This window comes from Arthrobacter sp. 4R501, assembly GCF_002929755.1.
Lineage (GTDB): Bacteria > Actinomycetota > Actinomycetes > Actinomycetales > Micrococcaceae > Arthrobacter.
Map to the genome: position 1 here is coordinate 90840 of NZ_PJIW01000010.1, position 21005 is coordinate 111844.

At 67.1% G+C, this 21005-nt stretch carries 16 protein-coding genes; 11 read left to right on the forward strand and 5 right to left on the reverse strand.

The features are described 5' to 3' along the window. Positions 1 to 59: 59 nt before the first annotated feature. The 7 genes from hemQ to hemL all read left to right on the forward strand — a co-directional run bounded on the left by hemQ (position 60) and on the right by hemL (position 7419). Complete coding sequence (gene hemQ, locus CXR02_RS11775) at positions 60 to 761, forward strand: hydrogen peroxide-dependent heme synthase (RefSeq protein WP_104062159.1); 702 nt, start codon at positions 60 to 62, stop codon at positions 759 to 761. Then, positions 758 to 2023, forward strand: a complete 1266-nt coding sequence (locus CXR02_RS11780; protein ID WP_104062160.1) for a ferrochelatase — start codon at positions 758 to 760, stop codon at positions 2021 to 2023. The genes hemQ and CXR02_RS11780 overlap by 4 nt, the downstream gene beginning before the upstream one ends. Continuing rightward, positions 2020 to 3003, forward strand: coding sequence for a hydroxymethylbilane synthase (hemC, locus tag CXR02_RS11785; RefSeq protein ID WP_104062161.1), 984 nt, complete (start codon positions 2020 to 2022; stop codon positions 3001 to 3003). The genes CXR02_RS11780 and hemC overlap by 4 nt, the downstream gene beginning before the upstream one ends. Then, the gene (locus CXR02_RS11790) at positions 2990 to 3865 is read left to right on the forward strand and encodes a uroporphyrinogen-III synthase (protein WP_104062162.1); all 876 of its coding nucleotides are present in this window, start codon (positions 2990 to 2992) and stop codon (positions 3863 to 3865) included. The genes hemC and CXR02_RS11790 overlap by 14 nt, the downstream gene beginning before the upstream one ends. Next, positions 3862 to 4842, forward strand: a complete 981-nt coding sequence (gene hemB, locus CXR02_RS11795; RefSeq protein ID WP_104062163.1) for a porphobilinogen synthase — start codon at positions 3862 to 3864, stop codon at positions 4840 to 4842. Before CXR02_RS11790 ends, hemB begins: the two co-directional genes overlap by 4 nt. A gap of 43 nt (positions 4843 to 4885) precedes the next feature. Further along, the gene (locus CXR02_RS11800; RefSeq protein WP_104062164.1) at positions 4886 to 6004 is read left to right on the forward strand and encodes an LLM class flavin-dependent oxidoreductase; all 1119 of its coding nucleotides are present in this window, start codon (positions 4886 to 4888) and stop codon (positions 6002 to 6004) included. Between the two features lie 95 nt (positions 6005 to 6099). Beyond that, positions 6100 to 7419 (forward strand): glutamate-1-semialdehyde 2,1-aminomutase, encoded by a 1320-nt coding sequence (gene hemL, locus CXR02_RS11805; RefSeq protein WP_104062165.1) that lies wholly within the window; start codon positions 6100 to 6102, stop codon positions 7417 to 7419. Between the two features lie 124 nt (positions 7420 to 7543). On the opposite strand, the gene CXR02_RS11810 is transcribed toward hemL, so the two are convergent. The 4 genes from CXR02_RS11810 to CXR02_RS11825 all read right to left on the reverse strand — a co-directional run bounded on the left by CXR02_RS11810 (position 7544) and on the right by CXR02_RS11825 (position 11009). Then, the gene (locus CXR02_RS11810; protein ID WP_104062166.1) at positions 7544 to 8281 is read right to left on the reverse strand and encodes an amino acid ABC transporter ATP-binding protein; all 738 of its coding nucleotides are present in this window, start codon (positions 8279 to 8281) and stop codon (positions 7544 to 7546) included. Then, entirely contained in the window at positions 8278 to 9042 is a 765-nt protein-coding gene (locus CXR02_RS11815; RefSeq protein WP_056343886.1) for an amino acid ABC transporter permease, read from the reverse strand. Before CXR02_RS11815 ends, CXR02_RS11810 begins: the two co-directional genes overlap by 4 nt. A gap of 17 nt (positions 9043 to 9059) precedes the next feature. After that, on the reverse strand, positions 9060 to 9995 hold the full coding sequence (locus CXR02_RS11820; RefSeq protein ID WP_104062167.1) for an ABC transporter substrate-binding protein: 936 nt from the start codon (positions 9993 to 9995) through the stop codon (positions 9060 to 9062). 306 nt (positions 9996 to 10301) lie between these two features. Next, entirely contained in the window at positions 10302 to 11009 is a 708-nt protein-coding gene (locus CXR02_RS11825) for a 3'-5' exonuclease (protein WP_056343881.1), read from the reverse strand. Positions 11010 to 11072: 63 nt separating this feature from the next. Here CXR02_RS11825 and CXR02_RS11830 point away from each other — a divergent pair, with 63 nt between their 5' ends. From CXR02_RS11830 to CXR02_RS11840, 3 genes are all read left to right on the forward strand, one after another. Beyond that, positions 11073 to 11489: an MGMT family protein gene (locus tag CXR02_RS11830; RefSeq protein WP_104062168.1), complete on the forward strand. Its 417-nt coding sequence runs from the start codon at positions 11073 to 11075 to the stop codon at positions 11487 to 11489. Between the two features lie 113 nt (positions 11490 to 11602). Then, on the forward strand, positions 11603 to 14956 hold the full coding sequence (locus tag CXR02_RS11835; RefSeq protein WP_258060926.1) for an ATP-dependent DNA helicase: 3354 nt from the start codon (positions 11603 to 11605) through the stop codon (positions 14954 to 14956). Beyond that, positions 14953 to 18525: an ATP-dependent DNA helicase gene (locus CXR02_RS11840; protein WP_104062169.1), complete on the forward strand. Its 3573-nt coding sequence runs from the start codon at positions 14953 to 14955 to the stop codon at positions 18523 to 18525. The genes CXR02_RS11835 and CXR02_RS11840 overlap by 4 nt, the downstream gene beginning before the upstream one ends. 38 nt (positions 18526 to 18563) lie before the next feature. Here the strand turns inward: CXR02_RS11840 and CXR02_RS11845 are convergent, their stop codons facing one another. Next, positions 18564 to 19778 (reverse strand): macrolide 2'-phosphotransferase, encoded by a 1215-nt coding sequence (locus CXR02_RS11845; RefSeq protein WP_104062170.1) that lies wholly within the window; start codon positions 19776 to 19778, stop codon positions 18564 to 18566. 168 nt (positions 19779 to 19946) lie between these two features. Between CXR02_RS11845 and nudC the strand changes: the two genes are divergently transcribed. After that, complete coding sequence (gene nudC, locus CXR02_RS11850) at positions 19947 to 20969, forward strand: NAD(+) diphosphatase (RefSeq protein ID WP_104062171.1); 1023 nt, start codon at positions 19947 to 19949, stop codon at positions 20967 to 20969. The last annotated feature ends 36 nt before the right edge of the window (positions 20970 to 21005 follow it).

The following is a 21005-nucleotide window of genomic DNA, read 5'->3' on the forward strand; positions in this document are numbered from 1 at the left end:
ACGTCTTGTAGAAGTCGCTGGTTTCGACTTGGCGGTAGGGAAGGGGCAAACTGGTAACCATGAGCCACACTTCTGCCGAATCTGTCACTAAAACCGAAGAATCAGCCGAGCAGTTCTTCACTCTCTGGACTGTTTTCAAGCGGTCCGAGGAACTGGTGCGCAGCGCTGATGCTGCCGCCGATTTCGATGCCCTGTTGGTCCGCCTGGCCGAGGCCGGCGTGACGCACCGCGGCAGCTACGACGTCTCCGCGATGCGCGCCGACGCCGACGTCATGGTGTGGCTCCACGGCCCGAAGCCCGAAGCGCTGCAGCAGGCCATCCGCGACATCCGCCGCAGCACGCTTTTCGCCGGAACCGAGATTGTCTGGTCCGCCATGGGCGTGCACCGGGAAGCCGAGTTCGCCAAGAACCACACCCCCGCTTACTCACGCGGTGTGGCCCCGGCCGAATGGCTCTGCGTCTACCCGTTCGTGCGCTCCTATGAGTGGTACATCCTGCCCGAGGAAGAACGCGGCAAGATGCTGCGCGACCACGGCATGCTGGGCCGGGAGTTCCCGCAGGTCATCTCCAACACGGTATCCTCCTTCGCCCTGGGCGACTGGGAATGGATCCTGGGACTGGAAGCCCCCGAACTGGTGGACCTCGTGGACCTCATGCGCCACCTCCGCGCCACCGAAGCACGCAACCACGTACGGGAGGAAATCCCGTTCTACACCGGCCGCCGCATCACCGCGGCCGAGGTCGCTGAGGTGCTCGCATGACCCAGCCCGATCCTGCGGCGGGCGCCCTGCTCACCGGAATCAACCCGGTCACCGAAGCCGGCCGGATGGCGCCCAAAAACTATGACGGCGTCCTGCTGGCCTCCTTTGGCGGGCCTGAGGGCCAGGACGACGTCATCCCGTTCCTGCGCAATGTCACCCGCGGCCGCGGCATCCCGGACGAGCGGCTGGAAGAGGTTTCCCACCACTACCGGGCAAATGGCGGCATCAGCCCCATCAACCAGCAAAACCGCGAGCTCAAGGCTGCCATCGAAGCGGAGCTCGCGGCCCGCGGCATCGAGCTTCCCGTGCTGTGGGGCAACCGCAACTGGGACCCCTACATTCCGCAGACCCTGCAGGACGCGTACGATGCCGGCCACCGCAAACTGCTGATGGTCACGACGAGTGCCTACTCCTGTTACTCCAGCTGCCGCCAGTACCGCGAGGACATCGGCATCGCCCTGACGGAGTCGGGGCTGGACGGCCGGCTTGAGGTGGACAAGGTCCGGCAGTACTTCGACCACCCGGGCTTTGTGGAGCCGTTCATTGAAGGCACCGCAGCCGGGCTGGCGGACGTGCAGGCGCAGCTTTCGGCCGCGGGAACACCGGACGCCCCCGTGCATATCCTTTTTGCCACCCACTCCATCCCCACCCGGGATGCCGAGGCTGCCGGACGGTCCGCGGACGAACCGCGCGAGTTCGACGAAGGTTCCGCCTACGTGGCCCAGCACCTGGCCACCGGCGCCGCAGTTATCAGCCGCGTTAAGGCCGAGTCGGGCCTGACCGCACCCTGGTCCCTCGTCTACCAATCCCGCTCGGGCGCGCCCCACGTCCCCTGGCTGGAACCGGACATCAATGACGCCATCGCCGACCTGGCTGGCCAGGGCATCAAAGGCATCGTCATTGTCCCGCTGGGCTTTGTCAGCGACCATATGGAAGTTGTCTGGGACCTGGACACCGAAGCCCTGGAGACCTGCCGCAACCTCGGCCTGGCCGCCACGCGCGTGCCTACACCGGGCACGCACCGGAAGTTTGTGCACGGCATCGTCGACCTCATCTCCGAACGGACGCTCGCCAACAACATCGGCGACCGGCCCGCCGTCACCGGCTTGGGCCCCTGGTACGACGTCTGCCGGCCGGGATGCTGCGCGAATTTCCGCGGCGATAAGCCCACCATCGCCGGAGCCGACACCACCGTCGGTACCGGACACGACGCATATCCGGCCGCGTCTGCGGGCGATGCCGGGGGAGAAGGAACCCCGTGACCGTACGGATCGGAACCAGGGCCAGCAAGCTCGCCCTGACCCAGACCCAGCAGACGGCGGACCAGCTGGCCGCCGTCGGCGGCTTCCCGGTGGAGCTGGTGCACATCACCACCGAGGGCGACGTCAAGACAGGGTCCCTGTCCCAGATGGGCGGCACCGGGGTGTTTGTTGCCGCCCTGCGCGATGCCCTGCTGCAGGACACCTGTGATGTCGCTGTGCACTCGCTCAAGGACCTTCCCACGGGCGCCGCGCCGGGCCTCACCATCGCCGCAACGCCCAAGCGTGCGGACGTGCGGGACGTCCTGTGCGCCCGCGACGGCCTTAAGCTGGCTGATCTGCCGCAGGGCGCCAAGGTGGGCACCGGCTCTCCGCGCCGAGCTGCCCAGTTGCGTGCCGCCCGCCCTGACCTGGAAGTGCAGGACATCCGCGGCAATGTGGATACCCGCCTGGGCCGCGTGCCCGGCCTGCCCGGAAACGCCGTCGGCGCACCGGGTGACCTGGACGCCGTCGTACTGGCCGCCGCAGGCCTGGAACGCATCGGCCGCCTGGACGCCGTCAGCGAATTTTTCGAGATGGACGTGATGCTGCCGGCGCCCGGACAGGGTTCGCTGGCCATCGAATGCCGGACGGCTGACGCCCCGCGCAAGGCAGGTTCCACCGAGGGTTCGCAGGGTGTTTTGGCGCAGGCCCTGGCCGCGCTCAACGATGAGGACACCCGCCTCGCCGTGACCGCGGAGCGTGCCGTGCTGGCCCGCCTCGAGGCCGGCTGCGCCGCCCCCGTGGGTGCCTTCGCGTACCGCAAGGGCAGCATGCTGTACCTAGAGGCGGCGGTGTGCGCCGTGGACGGCACCAAGACTGTGCGCGAAAAGAAGGCAACCGACGGTCTCACCGAGGTTGGTGCCACGCTGCTCGGCATCGAGGTGGCCGAGCTCCTGCTGGCTGCCGGCGCCGCGGAGATCGCGGACCTTGCCGCCTCCTGATGACCTGGCGGGCGCTCTGGGTGGCCGGCGCGTCCTGATCACCCGGAGCGCCGACCGTGCCGGGCCGCTGGCCGCGCTGCTCGGCGGCCTGGGGGCTGAACCGCTGCTCCTGCCGCTCATCGACTTTGAACGGGCCGCGGACCAGCCGGCCCTCGATGCCGCGCTGGATGATCTGGTGGCCGGGGGCTTCGACTGGCTGGTGGTCAGCAGCATCACCACCGTGCGTGTGCTCGTGGAAAAAGCCATTGAGCGTGGCACCACGCCGGCCGCACTGGTGCCGGCGGGAACGCGGGTGGCCACCATCGGACCGTCCTCCCGGCGGATCCTCGAGGCCGCGGGCATCCCCGTGGCGCTCGCCCCGGTGGATATCCAGTCCGCCGAAGGGCTCGTGGACCTTTGGGCCGCGGGCCCGGCGCGCGTGCTGCTGCCACAGGCAGACATCGCTGCGCCTGAACTGCGCGATGGCCTGGCAGGCAGGGGCGCCGACGTCACCGCAGTTGTGGCCTACCAGACCGTGGACTACCCGGCCCGGCAAGAACTCCGCCTGGAGGCGGAACTGCCGTCCGCCGTCGGAACCTCCCACGCTGCCGCTCCCCGTGAGCTCAGCCAGTCGCAGACCCGCAGGGAGCTCGACGCCGGGACGCTCGACGCCGTCGTGGCCGCCTCGCCAAGCGCCGCGCGGCGCATTGCAGCCACCCTCCTGCCGCTGGGCCGTTGCCGTTTCATCGCCATCGGACGCCCGACGGCGGCAGAAGCTGCCGCCCTTGGCATCCCGGTGGCCGCCACCGCCCAAGTCCCCACCCCGGACGGCATAGTGGCCGCGCTGGGCACCGTATTCGCCAACGAAGGGAACACCCGATGAGCTTTCCAAACCACCGCCCGCGCCGCCTCCGCACCACGCCCGCCATGCGCCGGCTCACCGCCGAATACCGCCTGGCTCCCGCGGACCTGATCCTGCCCGCGTTCATCCGCGAAGGCCTCAGCGCGCCCTCGCCCATCACCTCCATGCCCGGCGTCGTCCAGCACACCACCGATTCGCTCAAGCGCGCCGCAGCGGAAGCCGTGGAACTGGGCGTCGGCGGCATCATGCTCTTTGGCGTGCCCGCCGTGCGCGATGCCCGCGGCACCGCCTCCCTGGACCCGGACGGCGTGCTCAACAAGGCCATCCGCGACGTCCGCGCCGAGGTGGGCGACGACCTGGTCATCATGGGCGATGTCTGCCTGGACGAATTCACCGACCACGGCCACTGCGGCGTCCTGGATGCCGACGGTTACGTGGACAACGACGCCACGCTCGAGATCTACGGCCAGATGGCCGTGGCCCAGGCCGATGCCGGCGCCCATGTGCTGGGGCCCTCCGGCATGATGGATGGCCAGATCGGGGTTATCCGCCAGGCCCTTGAGGAATCCGGCCACAAAAACACCGTCATCCTGGCCTACGCGGCCAAGTACGCCTCCGCCTTCTACGGTCCCTTCCGGGAAGCCGTGGATTCGCAGCTCAAGGGCGACCGCCGCACGTACCAGATGGACGCCGCTAACCGCCGCGAAGCCCTCCTTGAGGTGGAGCTGGATCTTGAGGAAGGCGCAGACATGGTGATGGTGAAGCCGGCCATGAGCTACCTGGATATCCTGGCCGACGTCGCCGCCATGAGTCCCGTGCCCGTCTCGGCCTACCAGATCTCGGGTGAATACGCGATGATCGAGGCCGCCGCCGCCAATGGCTGGATCGACCGGCGGGGTGCCATCACGGAATCCATCCTCGGCATCAAGCGGGCCGGCGCCAACACCGTGCTGACCTACTGGGCCTCCGAAGTAGCGGGCTGGCTCAAGGAATCCTGACGCGGCAGGGAATGTTTCCGGATGCTCCGTGGTTTGTATGCGTATGCATGAAAACAGCGAGCCTTCCGTAACCACTCCGTCCACCCCGGGCAACCCCACTGCCCCCGTCCCCGCGGACACCATCCTGTTGGGCGTCAGTACCTTCGGCGACGTCGATCTGGCTGCCGACGGCGCACCCAAGCACCACGCCGAGGTGCTGCGCCAGGTGGTGGAACAGGCCAAGGTGGCCGACGCCGTCGGACTGCATTCCTTCGGCGTGGGGGAGCACCACCGCAGGGACTTCGCCGTCAGTGCGCCGGATGTGGTGCTCGCGGCCATCGCCACGGCCACGGAAAACATCCGGCTCGGCAGTGCTGTCACGGTCCTGAGCTCGGACGATCCGATCCGCGTCTTCCAGCGCTTCGCCACACTCGACGCCGTCTCCAACGGCCGCGCCGAAGTGATCCTGGGCAGGGGTTCCTTCACCGAGTCCTTCCCGCTCTTTGGCTACGACCTGGGCGACTACGACGCGCTGTTCGAGGAGAAGCTGGAGATCTACGACCGGGTGCGGTCCCAGAACCCGGTGAACTGGGACGGCCGGACCCGGGCGTCGCTTCGGGGCCAGATGGTCTATCCGCACGTGGAAGGCCGCCTGCTTCCCACCTGGATCGGAGTGGGCGGCTCACCCCAATCCGTCGTCCGCACGGCCACTTACGGGTACCCCATGGTCCTGGCGATCATCGGCGGCGAGCCCGAGCGCTTCCGGCCCTATGCTGATCTGTACCGGCGCACGCTGGCCGAAGCCGGTAAGGAACCGCAGGCACTCTCCGTGCATTCGCCCGGCTATGTGGCCGAAACTGACGAGCAGGCCCTCGAGGAGTATTACCCGCACTGGCTCGCCATGCGGAACAAGATCGGTGCCGAACGCGGCTGGGGACCGGCCGGGCGCGGCGAGTTCGAAGCAGCGGCGGACGAGGACGGCGCCCTGTTCGTTGGTTCCCCGGAAACGGTGGCGGCAAAGATCGCCCGGCTCAAGGGCACCCTCCGTGCGGACCGCTTCGAGATGAAGTACAGCAGCGGCACGCTGCCCCACGAGCAGATGATGCGCTCCATCGAACTGTTCGGTTCCAAGGTGGCGCCCCTCGTTGCAGACAAGCTTGCGGACATGCTCGCGGACCGCTGAGTCAGGCGGCCACTTGATCCGGCAGTTACTGTATCCGGCGCCCGCACCATGGCGTGGCGCCGGATGCCACCGCACGTGATGGAAGAATAGGGGGCATGACTCGTTCCGAAGACCTCTTCGCCCGTGCCCAGACCCTGATGCCCGGTGGCGTCAACTCACCCGTCCGTGCCTTCGGGTCGGTGGGCGGAACCCCGCGGTTTATGGTGTCGGCCCAGGGCCCTTACCTGACCGATGCCGACGGCAAAGAGTACGTCGACCTGGTCTGTTCCTGGGGCCCGGCCCTTTTGGGGCACGCCCACCCGGCCGTCCTGGAGGCGGTCCACGCGGCTGTTGACCGCGGTCTCTCCTTCGGCGCGTCCACCCCGGACGAGGCTAACCTGGCAGCCATCGTCCAGGACCGCGTGCCGGCCGCCGAACGCGTCCGGATGGTCTCCACCGGCACCGAGGCCACCATGACGGCCGTCCGGCTGGCCCGCGGCTTCACCGGCCGGAACCTCATCATCAAGTTCGCCGGCTGCTACCACGGCCACCTGGACGGGCTGCTTGCCGCCGCAGGATCGGGTGTTGCCACCCTGGCGCTGCCGGGCTCGGCCGGCGTCACCGCAGCTACTGCCGCCGAAACGCTGGTCCTTCCCTACAATGACCTCGCTGCCGTCGAAGCCGCCTTTGCTGCGCACGGGCCGAACATCGCAGCCGTCATCACCGAAGCCGCCCCGGCCAACATGGGCGTGGTGACACCGGGGGAGGGCTTCAACCTGGGGCTGTCCCGCATCACCCGCGAGCACGGCGCCCTGCTGATCCTGGACGAAGTGCTCACAGGCTTCCGCACCGGCTACTCCGGCTACTGGGGACTCACCGGCGGCGCTGCTGACGTAACGGACCCGTGGACCCCCGATCTGCTCACGTTCGGAAAGGTCATCGGCGGCGGAATGCCGACGGCGGCCCTCGGTGGGCGTGCGGACGTTATGGACTACCTCGCGCCACTCGGCCCGGTGTACCAGGCCGGGACGCTCTCCGGGAACCCCGTGGCCATGGCAGCCGGCGTAGCCACGCTGACGCACGCCACCCGCGACGTGTACTCCTTTGTTGACGCCCGCTCGCTGGAGCTCTCCTCGGCGCTGTCCGCTGCCCTGGACAGTGCCGGCGTGGACCACTCCGTCCAGTTTGCCGGAAACCTCTTCTCCGTGGCATTCGGCACGTCCGCCAACGGCGTCCACAACTACGCTGACGCCCAGGCCCAGGAAACCTTCCGGTACGCGCCGTTCTTCCACTCCATGCTGGAATCCGGCGTTTACCTGCCGCCGTCGGTCTTCGAGGCCTGGTTCCTGTCGGCCGCCCACGACGACATCGCGATGAACCGGATCTTTGACGCCCTCCCGGCCGCCGCGAAGGCTGCAGCTGCCGCGACAGCCTAGCGCCGCCGTCGGCCGTTGACGGACGCCCGCAACGGCTGAAGCAAGAAAATCCCCGCCTCCCGGACAAATCCCCGCACCATGCGTGTGGGAAAAGTCCGGGAGACGGGGATTTCTTTTGGTGCGCCTACAGCACGTCCGAAAGGAAGCCCTTCAGGCGGTCCGTTGCGGGCGCCGTGAAGATCTGCTCCGGCGGACCCGATTCGACCACGACGCCGGCATCCATAAACGTGACGGTGTCTGAGACGTTGCGGGAGAAGCCCATTTCGTGGGTCACCACCACCATGGTCATGCCGCCCTTGGCGAGGTCGGTCATCAGCGACAGGACGCCCTTCACGAGCTCGGGGTCGAGCGCTGAGGTGGCCTCGTCAAAGAACATCACCTCAGGCTTCATGGCCAACGCACGGGCGATTGCAACGCGCTGCTGCTGGCCGCCGGAGAGGTTGGCCGGGCGAGCATCAGCTTTGTGCTTGAGGCCCACCAGGTCCAGCTGCTCCAGGGCTTCGGCGCGCGCCTGCTCGTTGGAGAGCTTCCGGAGCTTCCGCAGCGCCAGCGAGACGTTGTCCAGCACGGTCTTGTGCGGGAACAGGTTGAACTGCTGGAACACCATGCCGATCCGCTGGCGCAGCTCGTCCGGGTTGTCTTTCAGGACCGACCGGCCATCCAGCAGGATGTCGCCCTGGTCCGGTTCGATCAGCCGGTTCATGACCCGCAGGAGCGTCGACTTGCCGGAGCCGGAGGGGCCGATGACCGAAGCCGTAGTGCCCTTCTCCACGTGGAGGTCGATGCCACGGAGCACATGGTTATGCCCGAACGAAAGGTGCAGGTTTTTGCCGGTCAGGGTGCCGGAAGTAAACTCCGTCATGCCTGTGCCCCCTTGCCGATAGGTGCCGCCAGCTCGTCCGGTTCCTTCTTCTCCGGCCGGCCAGTACGGAGCCGGTTGTCGATGAAGTTCACGAAGTGTGTCAGCGGCACGGTCAGGATCAGATACAGAACACCGGCGGCCACCAGCGGCGAAAGGTTCCCCGTGTTGGCCATGGCATCGTTACCGATCCGGAAAATCTCGCGGTCGGAGGCTGCCAGGCCCAGCACAAACACCAGGGAGGAATCCTTCAGCAGCGAGATGAACTGGTTCACCAAGGCAGGCAGCACGCGGCGGATGCCCTGTGGCACCACCACCAGGCGCATGGACTTGCCGTAGCTGAACCCCAAAGCGCGCGAGGCCTCCAACTGGCCCTTCTCCACGCTCTGGATACCGGAACGGAAGATCTCGCCGATGTAGGCGCCGGCGATCAACGTCAGGGCCAGGATCCCGAGCGGATAGGGGTTCCGGTTACCGGTGAGTTCCCGAGCGATGGGGCTGAGCCCAATACCGATCACCAGGATGACCAAAATGGCGGGCAGGCCGCGGAACAGGTCGGTGTAGATCCGAGCTGCCCAGCGGGCCACGGGATTCCGGGAAATGCCCATCAGCGCGAGCAATAGCCCCAACAAGGAGCCGAGGATGCCCGAGGCCAAGGCCAGGATCAGGGTGTTGGGCAAGCCCACCGTGAGAAGGGAAGGAACGACTTTCGCCATTTCCTCCCAGTTGAGGAACGTTTCACCCAGCTGGTCCAGGAGATCCATAAGCGGTTAAGCCCAGATCAGCTCTGGGGAGCCGGAGCAGCTTTGCTTCCCGGCTTCCAGTCGGCGGGGGTCTCGCGGTCCGGGTACCATTCCTTGGTCAGCTTGGACCAGGTGCCGTCAGAAATTACGGCATCAAGGCCGGAGTTCAAAGCGTCGATCAGGGCCTTGTTGTCCTTGTTCACGGCGTAAGCGGTGAAGTTCTGGGTGTTCACAACCGACTCGGCGATGACAGTTCCGTCGCCGTCCTTCACCTGGCCGGTGGCCTGCTGCGAGGGTGCCACCCAGGCATCGATCTGGCCGTTGCGCACGTTGGCATACACGGTGGCGTAGTCCGGGAAACGGACCGGCTCGAGCTTCAGGGTATTGGTGACGTAGTCGTCCTGGACCGTGCCCTGGACGACGCCGATGCGGACATTGGCATCCAGGTCTGCGAAGCCCTTGACGTCGCTGTCGGTCTTGGCAACGACAGCCATAAAGCCGAAGTCGTAGCCGTTGGTGAAGCCTACGTTGGCGCGGCGGGCGTCTGTTGTGGAGATCGAGGACGATCCCACATCGAACTGCTTGGTCTGTACCTGGGAGAGCAGCGCCGAGAAGTCGGTGGCTACGAACTCGACCTCGAGGCCAAGCTTGCCGGCAACGGCGCGCAGGAGCTCGTTGTCGTAGCCGGTGAACTTGCCGGCGGGGTCGATGAAGATATTCGGCGGGGCGTCGGAGAGCGTGCCAACTTCAAGCTTGCCTTCGGTGTTGAGGCCCAGCTTGGTCTTGTCGATCTGGTCCAACGGCGTGACGTCGGCGGTGGTGTACTTGTCCAGCGTCTGCTGGTCACTGCCGGCGAGGGCATCGGTGGGCGTGCCGCTCGGCTGGGCAGTCCCGCTACCGCAGGCGGCCAGCGAGACAGCCAGCGCAACCGCGACCGGAACGCTGGTCAGCCACTTCATGGCTTTGGTCTTCATGAGAAAGTCACTTTCATCAGAGTCTTAAGATCAACCGGGCCGAAGGCTGCGCGTCAGGCGCCTGGCGCCTTGCTCCCAAATGCCGGCCGGCCGGGGCGGGATTACCGCTGAACTTAATCATCTCATTTCCGGCTTTCAGCGCCTTCGGGCGAATAAGACCTTGCTTCAATGCGCCTCCTGCCGAATTAGTGGCTGACGTTGACTCTTCCTGAACATCTGATGAATGAAAGCTTCCCGCGCGGCCGAATCTGCGGGTTCCCGCAGTCGCAGTCAGCGGTTCCTGGATAAATGTGAGTTAGCTCTCAACTAGAAGTCGCCGCTGGCGTCTTCCGGAGGTAGGACAGGCCATTCGCCTTCGATCACGGCGGCGGGCTTGGTCTTGCGCAGGTAGTTCTGGAAGTCCGCCGCTTGGCTGACAGCCCAGTCCTTTTGCAGTTCGTGAAGCTGGCTGGCCGGCATCTTGAGCTTGGGGAACTTGATGGCCATGGCATCCAGCATCCGGAGTGTGGCCAAAGCATCCGCGGCCGACGTATGGGCGTTGTCCAACGTGATGCCGTATTCCTCACACAGGGCCGTCAGTGTGCGCTTACCCTTGCGGTAGCGGTCCACCTGTTTGTTCATGATGAACGGGTCCAGGACGGGGAAACGGCTCAACTGCCTGACGCCGTAACGGGCGGACTCAGCGGCCAGGACGGTGAAGTCGTAGCTGGCGTTGAAGGCAATGACCGGAATTCCGGCGTCGAACAGGTCCTGCAGGACCGTGGCGAGCTCCCCGGTGACTTCATGGGCCGGCCGTCCCTCACGCCGGGCCTGCTCCGTGGTGATGCCGTGGATATCGCTGGCCTCGGTAGGGATTTCGACACCGGGATCGGCCAGCCATTCGTGTTCGGTGATGACGTCCCCCTTGTGGTCCACCACGGTGACCGACGCCGTGACGATCCGCGCGGCACGCGAATTCCGTCCGGTGGTTTCGAGATCGAAGGCTGCGCGGGGGAGGGTGTTCCAGGAGGTCATGCTTCAACGCTACCGGCCAGCACCGACAGGATCCGCCAACGCCACTGCCGGTAACCTTGAGGTATGCGGACTGAGTACATTGAGGCGGTGCTCGCGCTGGTCGAGCTGGTTCCACCCGGCACCGCACTGGCCTACGGTGATGTGGCCGAGCTGCTGGGGTCCGGCGGTCCGCGGCAGGTGGGCCACGCCATGAGCCACTACGGCAGCCAGGTCGCGTGGTGGCGCATCCTCAAAGCGAACGGCCATGGTCCGGAAGGCCACGAGGCCGAAGCCCTCCGCCACTACCTGCAGGAGGGGACGCCCCTGCTCGGCAACCACGATGCTTTCCGGCGCACCGGCGAAGGCAAATGGCGGGTGGACCTGATGGCAGCACGCTGGGCACCGGGCGAGGATGACTTCGACCGGATCGACGCCATTGCGGAGCAGCTGGAGCGGCGGCTGCATAGATTGTCGGTGGCTGATGATGAAATGTCTGTGTGACCGTAACAATCCCCGATGTTGATACCGCCGAGTCCGCACGCACGTCAGCGGGGCCCGCGTCCGCGGCCGGACGATCCGGCGGAACAGGCCTCCGGCTTCTCCCGCCGCGGCAGCTGCACGCGGACGTGCCGGCGTTGTCTGCGGACCAGCGCGACGCCGTCGACGTGCCCCACGGCTCAGGGCCTGTCCTGGTTCCCGGCGCACCGGGAACGGGAAAATCAACGGTCCTGATCGAAGCCGCCGTCCGTAGGGCCCTGCAGGACGGCGTGGACCCGGAGCGGATCCTCATCCTGGCACCCGGACGCCTCGCCGCCGACTCACTCCGCGACCGCTTCACCGCACGGCTGGACAGGAGCCTGAGCACCACACCGGCCCGGACCTGGGCAGCCTACGCGTTTGACCTGATCCGCCGGGCCAAGGCTGAGGGAATCCTTCCGCTTCCGCGCGCGCCGCGTCTCCTGTCAGGCCCGGAACAGGACCTCATCATCCGCGAACTCCTGGAGGGCCACCGGATACCGGGCTTGGAACTTCCGTGGCCTGCCGACCTGGAAGCGGCACTGGAGACACGGGGTTTTCGGCACGAGGTACGCCAACTCTTCGACCGGATCATCGAATCCGGCCGGACCTCCGGCGACCTGGAGGAGCTGGGCCACCAGTGCGGCCGGCCCGATTGGATCGCCGCCGCGGCGCTGTACACCGAGTACCGGGATGTCCTGGACATGCGAATGCCGGAGGCCTTCGACCCCGCCGGCATCATCACTACGGCCCGGCAGATCTTCCAGGACGCGCCTGACTTCCTGGCCGCGGAACGGGACCGCCTCCAGCTGGTGCTGGTGGACGATGTGCAGGAGGCGAACCCTGCCGTGTTCGAACTGCTCGCCGATATCGCCGCCGGCAAGGACTGCTATGTCGCCTACTCTCCGGACACCGTTGTGCAGGGCTTTCGCGGGGCCAGGCCCGACCTGGTCGCGGAGCTGCCGCGCCTGCTTTCTGCGGACGACGGGGTCGTCGAGCGGCCGCTGTGGCACACCCATCGGCACGCCCCCGCCATCGCGGCGGCCTGGCTCGGCGTCGCGGGCAGGATCTCGCAGCGTGCGGGCGGCCAGCTTGCCAGGCGGCTCGAGCAGCCCGAACCCCTGGCCGGAACCGCGCACGGGCCCAACGCCGTCGTCGAACCCCAAACTCAGCCCGCCGGCACGGTGGAAGCACACCTGGTGCCGTCCCCGGTCCACGAACTCCGGTACGTTGCGCAGCGCATCCTGGACCAGCACGTCAACCATGGCCGCGACCTGGCAGAGATCGCCGTGATTGTACGTAACGGCGGACAGCTCAGTGAGCTGCAGCGCTACCTCACGGGCCAGGGGATCCCGGTGCGCGTTCCGGTAGCCGAGTCCGCGGTCCGAGATGAAGTGGCCGTACGCCCGCTGTTGGACGCCTACGCCATTGCGCTGGATCCTGAACTGCTGACTCCGGAAGCCGCCGTCGCCCTGCTGACGTCGCGCATCGGGGGCGCTACGTCCATTGAACTGCGCCGGCTACGCCAGTCGCTCAGGCGGGAAGAGCTGCAGGGCGGCGGCGGACGGACCAGCGACGCCCTGCTGGTTGAAGCATTATCGGAACCCGGCGCCCTGGGAACGCTGGGCCTGGAAGGCCGTTCCGCTCGCCGGACCGCACGCATGATCCAGGCAGGGCGGAGCGCCGCCGCCGAGCCCGGCGCCAATGCCGAGACCGTGCTCTGGGCCCTGTGGCATTCCACCGGACTGGCCAATGCGTGGACCGAATCCGCCCTCATCGGCGGTTCCCACGGAGCCCGCGCCGACCGGGACCTTGATGCCATGATGGCGCTCTTCCATACAGCCGAGCGCTACGTGGACCAGATGCCGGGCGCCGGGCCGGAACAGTTCCTCGAGTACCTCCTGAACCAGGAGCTGCCGATGGATACCCTGGCCGCGCGGGCCCAGGTGGACGACGCCGTCGAGCTAATGACCCCGGCCAGTGCTGCCGGGCGGCAATGGCCCGTGGTCATTGTGGCGGGGCTGCAGGAAGGCGTCTGGCCCAATACCCGGCTCCGCGGTGAGCTGCTGGGCAGCAGCCTCTACGCTGACGCCGTCGAGCATGGGGTCAGCTATGCATTACAGCTGGACCCGCTGAGCCGGCTGCGGGAAATCCGCTACGACGAACTCCGGAGCTTCTCCACGGCCGTTTCAAGGGCCTGCGAGATGCTGATCTGCACCGCTGTTTCGTCTGAGGACGACCAGCCGTCGTCCTTCCTCGACTATGTGGCGCCGCTTGAGCCGGGCGCCGAAGGCAGGGGGTTCACGCCGGTGGAACGGCCCATGACACTGCGTGCCCTGGTGGCCGAGCTGCGGCAATACGCGCAGCTGGATGGAAAGTATGAGCCCGAAGCTGCCGAGGCCGCCAGGGTCCTGGCCGGACTTGCCGCCGCGGAACCGGCAGTCCCGGGAGCGCATCCGGACAGCTGGTGGGGCCTGCCCCCTCTGACGACATCGAAGCCGGTTGTCCCGCCCGGAGGGACCGTTTACGTCTCGCCCTCGAAGGTGGAATCCGTGCAGAAATCACCGCTCGACTGGTTTGTGCAGGCGGCTGGCGGAGAGGCCGCCACCGATTTCGCGCGGAGCCTGGGCACCCTGGTGCACGCCATCGCGCAGGATCTGCCGGAGGCCTCCGGGGGCGAGTACGTCGCCGAACTCATCCGCCGGTGGCCAACTCTGGGGATGAAGGACAACTGGGAAGGCAAACTGGACTTCCAGCGTGCCGAAACAATGGTGCGCAAGCTCGCCCAGTACGTCCTGGTGATGCGGAGCGAGGGCCGGAGCCTGCTGGGCGTCGAGCAGGACTTTGAGGTCCGGCTGCCCGATGTTCCGCCGGCGGATACCGGGACGGACGATGCCGAGTCCGTCGGAGATTTGGCCGGCGGGACCGACATTCCCCGCGCCGCCGTGCTCCGCGGCCAGGTTGACCGGCTGGAGATCGACCCCGAAGGAAGGCTCGTCATTGTGGACCTCAAGACTGGCAAAAGGCAGCCTGGCAAGACCGAGCTGTCCCGCCATCCCCAGCTGGGGGCCTACCAAGCGGCGGTCCTGGCCGGCGGTTTCACGGAGGTACACGGACTGCCCGGTGCAGCAGAATTCAGCGCAGCAGAACCCGGTGCACCAGTGCCGGACTCACCAGCGCCGGACTCACCAGCACCGGGGTCACTCGTGCCGGGCGGCGCCGTGCTGGCGCAGCTCGGAACACCCACCAAGAGTCCCGGCGTCCAGCAACAGGAACCCTTGGAGGCCCAGGATAACTGGGCCCTGGACATGGTCACCGATGCGGCTGCGGTAATGTCCGGCAGCAGCTTCGAAGCCAGGCATGACCCGGCAAAGAGCAGCCATGGGGGGCACGGCTGCAGGCTCCCTGAAGTCTGTCCACTCTGTGTCCGCGGAAAGCAGGTCACCGAATGAGCCAGCCCCAGGTTCCAGAGCCCCTGTTCAGCCCCGAGCAGCTGTCCATGCTGCTGGGTGAAAAGAACACGCCGACCCCCGAACAGTCGGCCATCATTTCCTCACCACTGGCTCCCCGGCTGGTGATCGCGGGCGCGGGTTCCGGCAAGACCGCCACCATGGCCGACCGCGTCGTCTGGCTCGTTGCCAACGGCTGGGTCAGGCCTGAGGAAGTCCTGGGCGTAACTTTCACCAGGAAGGCAGCAGGCGAGCTGGCCACGCGGATCCGGGCCAAGCTGGCGGCACTGCAGCGTGTCGCAGCCCAGGACACACGGCACGAAGTGTTCCCCGAGGGGCTGCTCAGCAGCGACGCCTTGGAGCCCAAGGTGTCCACCTACCACTCATTTGCCAGCGGCATCGTTTCCGACTACGGGTTGCGGCTGGGCGTGGAACGCGACGTTGTGCTGCTCGGCGGAGCCCAAGCCTGGCAGCTCGCCAGCGAAGTAGTGGAAGCGTTCGACGGCGAGTACAGCCACTTCAAGGCAGCCAAGTCCACACTGGTCAAGGCAGTCATCCAGCTCGCGGGGGAGTGCGCAGAGCACCTGCAGGAACCGGCCGACGTCGAGGCCTGGCTTCTGGCGCGACTCGCTGAGTTTGACGAACGTCCCTACGTGGCCGGGGCGAACAAGAACGCCCCCCAGGCAGCCGGTGAACTGGCCGCGATGCTGCGCACCAGGGCAAGCGTGGCTGACATGGTGGGCCGCTACGCCGCCGCCAAGAAGTCACGCGGGGCATTGGACTTCGGCGACCTGGTGGCACTCGCGGCCCGTGTGGCCACGGAAATCCCCCTAGCTGCGGACATGGAACGCCAGCGCTACAAAGTGGTGCTCCTCGACGAGTTCCAGGACACGTCGTATGCCCAGCTGGTCCTGTTTTCGCGGCTTTTCGGCGGGGGCCACGCGGTCACCGCCGTGGGGGACCCCAACCAGTCGATATACGGCTTCCGGGGTGCTTCGGCAGGCCAGCTCTTCCACTTTGTCCGTGAATTCCCTGTCCGCGTGGACGGGGACGACAGGCCGGGACGCTTTACGCTGGCCCCTACGTCGTACCTCACAACGGCGTGGCGCAACGGCCGGGCCATCCTGTCCGCCGCCAACATCATGTCAGAGGCCTTAGGGCGCGCCGAGGCACAGAAGGCCACTGCCGGCAGCGCCGCAGTGGGCGCGGCCGCGGAAAGCATCACCGAAGCGGGCACCGCCGCGGAAGGCACTATCCCGGTGGGCACGGCTACGGCGGCGGCGAATGTGCCGCCGCTACAGCCCAGTCCCTTCGCGGTGGAGGGACGGGTGGTACTGGGCCGCTTCGGCACAGACCTCGACGAAGCGGCCGCCCTTGCCGAGGACGTCATAAAGTACCGGGTCACGGACTTTGAACGTGAGGGCGACGGCACACCGGTGCCGCCGGCACTGGCTGTCCTGTGTCGCCGGCGGGCCCAGATGGAAACCATCCGGCGGGAGTTCGAGACGCGGGGGATTGCCTACGAAATCGTGGGGCTCGGCGGACTGCTCGACACTCCCGAAATCGTTGATCTGGTGGCCACGCTCCGGGTGCTTGCCGATCCCGGACGCTCGGACTCCCTGATGCGCCTCCTGGCCGGCGCCCGTTGGCGGATCGGGCCGGCAGACCTGATGGCCTTCCGCGACTGGTCCAGCCACCTCGCACGCCGTCGTGGCCGCCCCGCAGGCGCGGCCACGACGGCGGACGGGCCCGCTGACGCGTCCGACGAGGCCGTCATCGAAAGCGACCTGACGGACGGTGCCAGCCTGGTTGAAGCGCTGGACTGGCTGCCACGGGACGACTGGGCCTCTTCCCACGGTCGGTCGCTGACCGAAGTGGCCCGCGACCGCCTCGGCAGGCTTTCGGCGGAGCTCAGGCAGCTGCGCGGCTACCTCGGGGACGACCTCACTACCCTGCTCTGCGAAGTGGAACGCGCCATGTTGCTCGACATCGAAGTGGCAGCACGCCCGGGGACCAGCATCCACCAGGCCCGCCGAAACCTGGACGCCTTCCAGGACGCGGCGGCCGGCTTCCTGCGGACCTCGCACCGAGTAGACATCCTCGCCTTCCTTGCCTGGCTGGAAGCTGCCGCGGCCGAGGAAAACGGCCTCGAAGCTCCGCCGTCGGATATCAACCGCGAGGCTGTGCAACTGCTGACCGTCCATGCGTCAAAGGGCCTGGAATGGGACGTCGTCTTTGTACCGGGCCTCAACGCCGGCGCCTTCCCCAGCAACAAGGACTCGCGCTGGAGCAGCGGCGCGGCGGCCCTGCCGTGGCCGTTGCGGGGGGACCGTTCGGACCTGCCCCAATGGGATACCGACCAGCCGGACCAGAAGGGCTGGCTGGACGCCGAGAAGGACTTCAAATCAGCCGTCCAGGTCCATGGCGAGGGCGAGGAACGCCGCCTGGCATATGTGGCCTACACCAGGGCAAAGCACGTCCTCTGGGTCTCGAGCGCGGCATGGGTGGGCTCCAGGGCAGGCCGTGCCGAGATGTCACCTTTCCTCGCTGAACTGGAACAGCTTGTCGGCTCCGGCCCCAACACGGCCCCGGTGGACGCCGCGGAAATCTGTCCCGCCATAGTGCACCCCGCGTCAGTGGACGAAGCCTCCCTGCCTGAAAAGAGCCCGTTGACTACCGAAACGGAGGTGGCCGGATGGCCCTATGACCCCCTCGAAGGTCCCGTGGATGCGCGGACCGGGGAGCGCCTGCGGGTTGTTCCCGGCAGGCGGCTGGCCATGGAGGGCGCCGCGGCACGCGTCCGGGCGGCGTTGGAGCCCTTGGATCCCGAGGACTCTGTGACGGTCCTTGAGCCTGCATCCGCCAATGAGTCCGGGCCAAGGCTTCGGGGCCCTGCGGCGGGCTGGGCCAGGGAAGCTGCGTTGCTGCTGGAACGGCGGTCCAGGCGCGCCTCCGGGCAGGACGTTCATTTGCCCGGCCACATCTCGGCGTCCACGCTGGTGGATCTTGGCGAGGACCCGGCGGGAGTTGTGGGCCGGCTGCGAAGGCCTGTTCCGCGTGAGCCCGGCATGTCGGCGCGAAAGGGGACGGCATTCCACGCCTGGGTTGAAGAGTACTTCGGCGCAGCCGGGATGCTCGACCTTGGCGAGGCCCCCGGCTCCGACGACCACATTGACGCCGCCTACGACCTCGACACCATGGTGGCCACCTTCAAAGCCTCGGAATGGGCCGATAGGTCACCGGCTTTTGTCGAAGTTCCGGTGGAAACGCGGGTAGGCGACGTGGTGGTCCGAGGGCGCATCGACGCCGTCTTCCAGGATGCGGACGGGAGGTGGGACCTCGTGGACTGGAAAACCGGCCGTCGGCCGTCTGCCGCGCAGTTGCGGGCCAAATCGGTGCAGCTGGCCGCGTACCGGCTGGCTTGGGCCCGGCTCAAGGGCGTGGCAGTGGAGGACGTCAGGGCCGCCTTCTTCTACGTTGCGGACAACCAAGTCGTGCGTCCGCACGATCTGGGCTCCGCTGAGGAGCTCGAACAGATTGTGGCCGCCGCCCTCGATGTCAGTGCTCCCTGAGGTCAGCGCAGGCTGACCTCAGGAAGCGTTTCCGGGTGTCAGTGCTTCCTGACGTCGAGGATGCTGATGGCCGCGGTGGACGTGTCCTCGGCGGACGGGCGCACTGACGGCTTGTCCGCCGGTGCTTCGTCGGCCGGGAGGTGCTCAGCCGGGATAGGGCTGACTTCCACTGCGGGCACCACCGGAACAGGTTCCACCGACGGGACGGGCACGGGGACGACGGTCACCGCCGGAGCAGCGGCCACACCCACCGCGTGGGACTGGGCTGCCGGGGACTGGGCGGCGTCGTCGGCCGGGGCAGCCGGGGCTGGCAGCGGCTCGACACTGATGGCCTGGCCGCCGTGCTCTTCGACGTCGGCCGCGAGGGTTTCCAGCATACCTTCGGCTTCGGCAACCATACCCGCGTCGCCGGCAGCGATGCCCTTGACCAGGTATTGCGCCAACGCGAACTCGGCAGACAGGGCAGCTCGCCGGAGCAGGTGCTGGTCCGGAGAGTCGCGGCGGCTGCCGGTGTAGCTGGCAAGAACTGCGTCCACGAAATCCTGTTCGTTCGAGGCAACCAGCCAGGCGAAGTCGTCGGCGGGATCCCCGATCCGCAGGTCCGTCCAGCCCGTAACGGCCGTGACGCGGCTGCTTTCCACGAGCAGGTTGTCCTCATGGAGGTCCCCGTGGACAACGCACGGGTTGAACCGCCACAGTGAGACGTCTTCAAGGGCATGTTCCCAGCGGAGCAACAGCGACGCCGGGATTTTTCCGGTTGTGGCCGCCTGGTCGAGCTCGTTGAGCCGGCGCTGGCGGAATTCGTTGGGCGTGTAGCTGGGCAGGTCGGCATTGCTGACCAGGGAGTGCGGAAGATCATGGATGGCCGCCAGCGCCGTCCCGATTTCCCGGGCGAGCACGGCCGGACCTGCGGTGAGTTCTTCCACACTTTGTGTACTCCCGGCCAGATGGGAGTACACAAAGGTGCTGAGGTTACCAAGCCGGACGCTGCCGGCCACAGTGGGCATCAGGAAGGGCAGCTCGGCGCGGATGGCCGGTACGAATGCCCGGAGGACGAGGAACTCCGTCTCGAGCCTGGCGCTTGCTTCCGCATGCCGCGGGGACCTGACCCGCCACTGTTTGTCTTCGGAATCCAGCAGCAGCGCGGAGTCAAAATCCGCGGGATCGTCCGCAGCGGAGCTAACGGCGGTTGGGGTCAGCCCGGGGACTGCCGCGGTTGCTACGGCTGCCAGTTCGATCGGTTTTCTTCTCACCGTTCCACGGTAGATTGAGTGGCGTCCAAGACAACGATGTGCGGCGGCGAGTCTCCAGATATGCTGCAAAAGTCGGCTTCCGGACACGGTCAGGAGGTCCACGCCACCTGTCCCGCCGAATGTCCCCGCCGAATGTAAATTGTCAGTCCGAGTCAGTACGGTGGACACATGAGTCATGCGGAGTCCGCTATACCGGCCTACCAGCCGCAGGCAGCCCAGCTGCCGGCCAACCACCTGTTCGATACCGTACTGCCGGTTCTCCCGGCCGCCGTGGACCGCGGCTCCGCAGACCGTGTCCGGCCAGGCATGGTTGAGGAATTGCTGGACAGCGAACACACCCGGGCGGTGGTCCTTGCCGGGCGGCAGGCCCTGGTGCGGGGCAACCAGCTTCTACTGCCCGCAGCGGCCCAGTTGCTGGCTGACATGCGGGACCGTGGCTCAGCCCCGGAACAGGTCATCTATCTTGGCGCCGCGCTGGACAGCTCGGATCTTGCCGCCGGCACCGAAGTGGTCCTTGTTGTCCTTCCTGAACCTGCCGACCCCGGCACTGCCGGAATCCCGGCCGGCGCGCAGTGGTCCGGCTTCCGCGACATCGCCGCCGTCCTGAACCCCACTGATACGGCGTTGTTCGTTGAAGCCAGCGCCATCGCCAACTGGCACGCCGGCCATACGCATTGCCCCCGGTGCGGTGCCCGCACTGCCGTGGAGGCTGGCGGCTGGGTCCGCCGCTGCCCCCAGGACAGCTCGGAACACTACCCCCGGACGGATCCGGCCATCATCGTCACGGTGGTGGGGCCGGACGGACGGCTGCTGCTCGGTGGCGGCGGGCCAGTTGACGCGAAGAATTACTCCACGCTGGCCGGATTCGTTGAACCCGGCGAATCCCTGGAACAAGCTGTCGTCAGGGAAATCCACGAGGAAGTGGGCGTCCGGGTCACGGGCTGCCAGTACTTGGGCTCGCAGTCATGGCCGTTCCCGGCCTCCCTTATGCTTGGATTTACCGCCATCACCGAAGACGCCGTGGCAAAGCCCGACGGCGTGGAGGTAACCCGTGCGCGCTGGTTCAGCCGGGAGGAACTCCAGGACGCCGTGCTCACCGGCGAAATCACCATCTCCAGCCGGCTGTCCATTGCACGCTTGCTGATTGAGCACTGGTATGGCGGCCGGATCATGGACCGCACGGACACCTGACACCCGGAACAGGCATCACCATTGGCCAGACGCCAG

Bases quoted from the DNA above. Each gene is read 5' to 3' on its own strand.
- CXR02_RS11825 (WP_056343881.1), bottom strand. From the start codon at position 11,009: ATGACCTCCTGGAACACCCTCCCCCGCGCAGCCTTCGATCTCGAAACC.
- CXR02_RS11810 (WP_104062166.1), bottom strand. From the start codon at position 8,281: ATGACGGAGTTTACTTCCGGCACCCTGACCGGCAAAAACCTGCACCTT.
- nudC (WP_104062171.1), top strand. From the start codon at position 19,947: ATGAGTCATGCGGAGTCCGCTATACCGGCCTACCAGCCGCAGGCAGCC.
- hemB (WP_104062163.1), top strand. From the start codon at position 3,862: ATGAGCTTTCCAAACCACCGCCCGCGCCGCCTCCGCACCACGCCCGCC.
- CXR02_RS11780 (WP_104062160.1), top strand. From the start codon at position 758: ATGACCCAGCCCGATCCTGCGGCGGGCGCCCTGCTCACCGGAATCAAC.
- hemL (WP_104062165.1), top strand. From the start codon at position 6,100: ATGACTCGTTCCGAAGACCTCTTCGCCCGTGCCCAGACCCTGATGCCC.
- CXR02_RS11840 (WP_104062169.1), top strand. From the start codon at position 14,953: ATGAGCCAGCCCCAGGTTCCAGAGCCCCTGTTCAGCCCCGAGCAGCTG.
- hemQ (WP_104062159.1), top strand. From the start codon at position 60: ATGAGCCACACTTCTGCCGAATCTGTCACTAAAACCGAAGAATCAGCC.
- CXR02_RS11815 (WP_056343886.1), bottom strand. From the start codon at position 9,042: ATGGATCTCCTGGACCAGCTGGGTGAAACGTTCCTCAACTGGGAGGAA.
- CXR02_RS11800 (WP_104062164.1), top strand. From the start codon at position 4,886: ATGCATGAAAACAGCGAGCCTTCCGTAACCACTCCGTCCACCCCGGGC.
- CXR02_RS11820 (WP_104062167.1), bottom strand. From the start codon at position 9,995: ATGAAGACCAAAGCCATGAAGTGGCTGACCAGCGTTCCGGTCGCGGTT.
- CXR02_RS11830 (WP_104062168.1), top strand. From the start codon at position 11,073: ATGCGGACTGAGTACATTGAGGCGGTGCTCGCGCTGGTCGAGCTGGTT.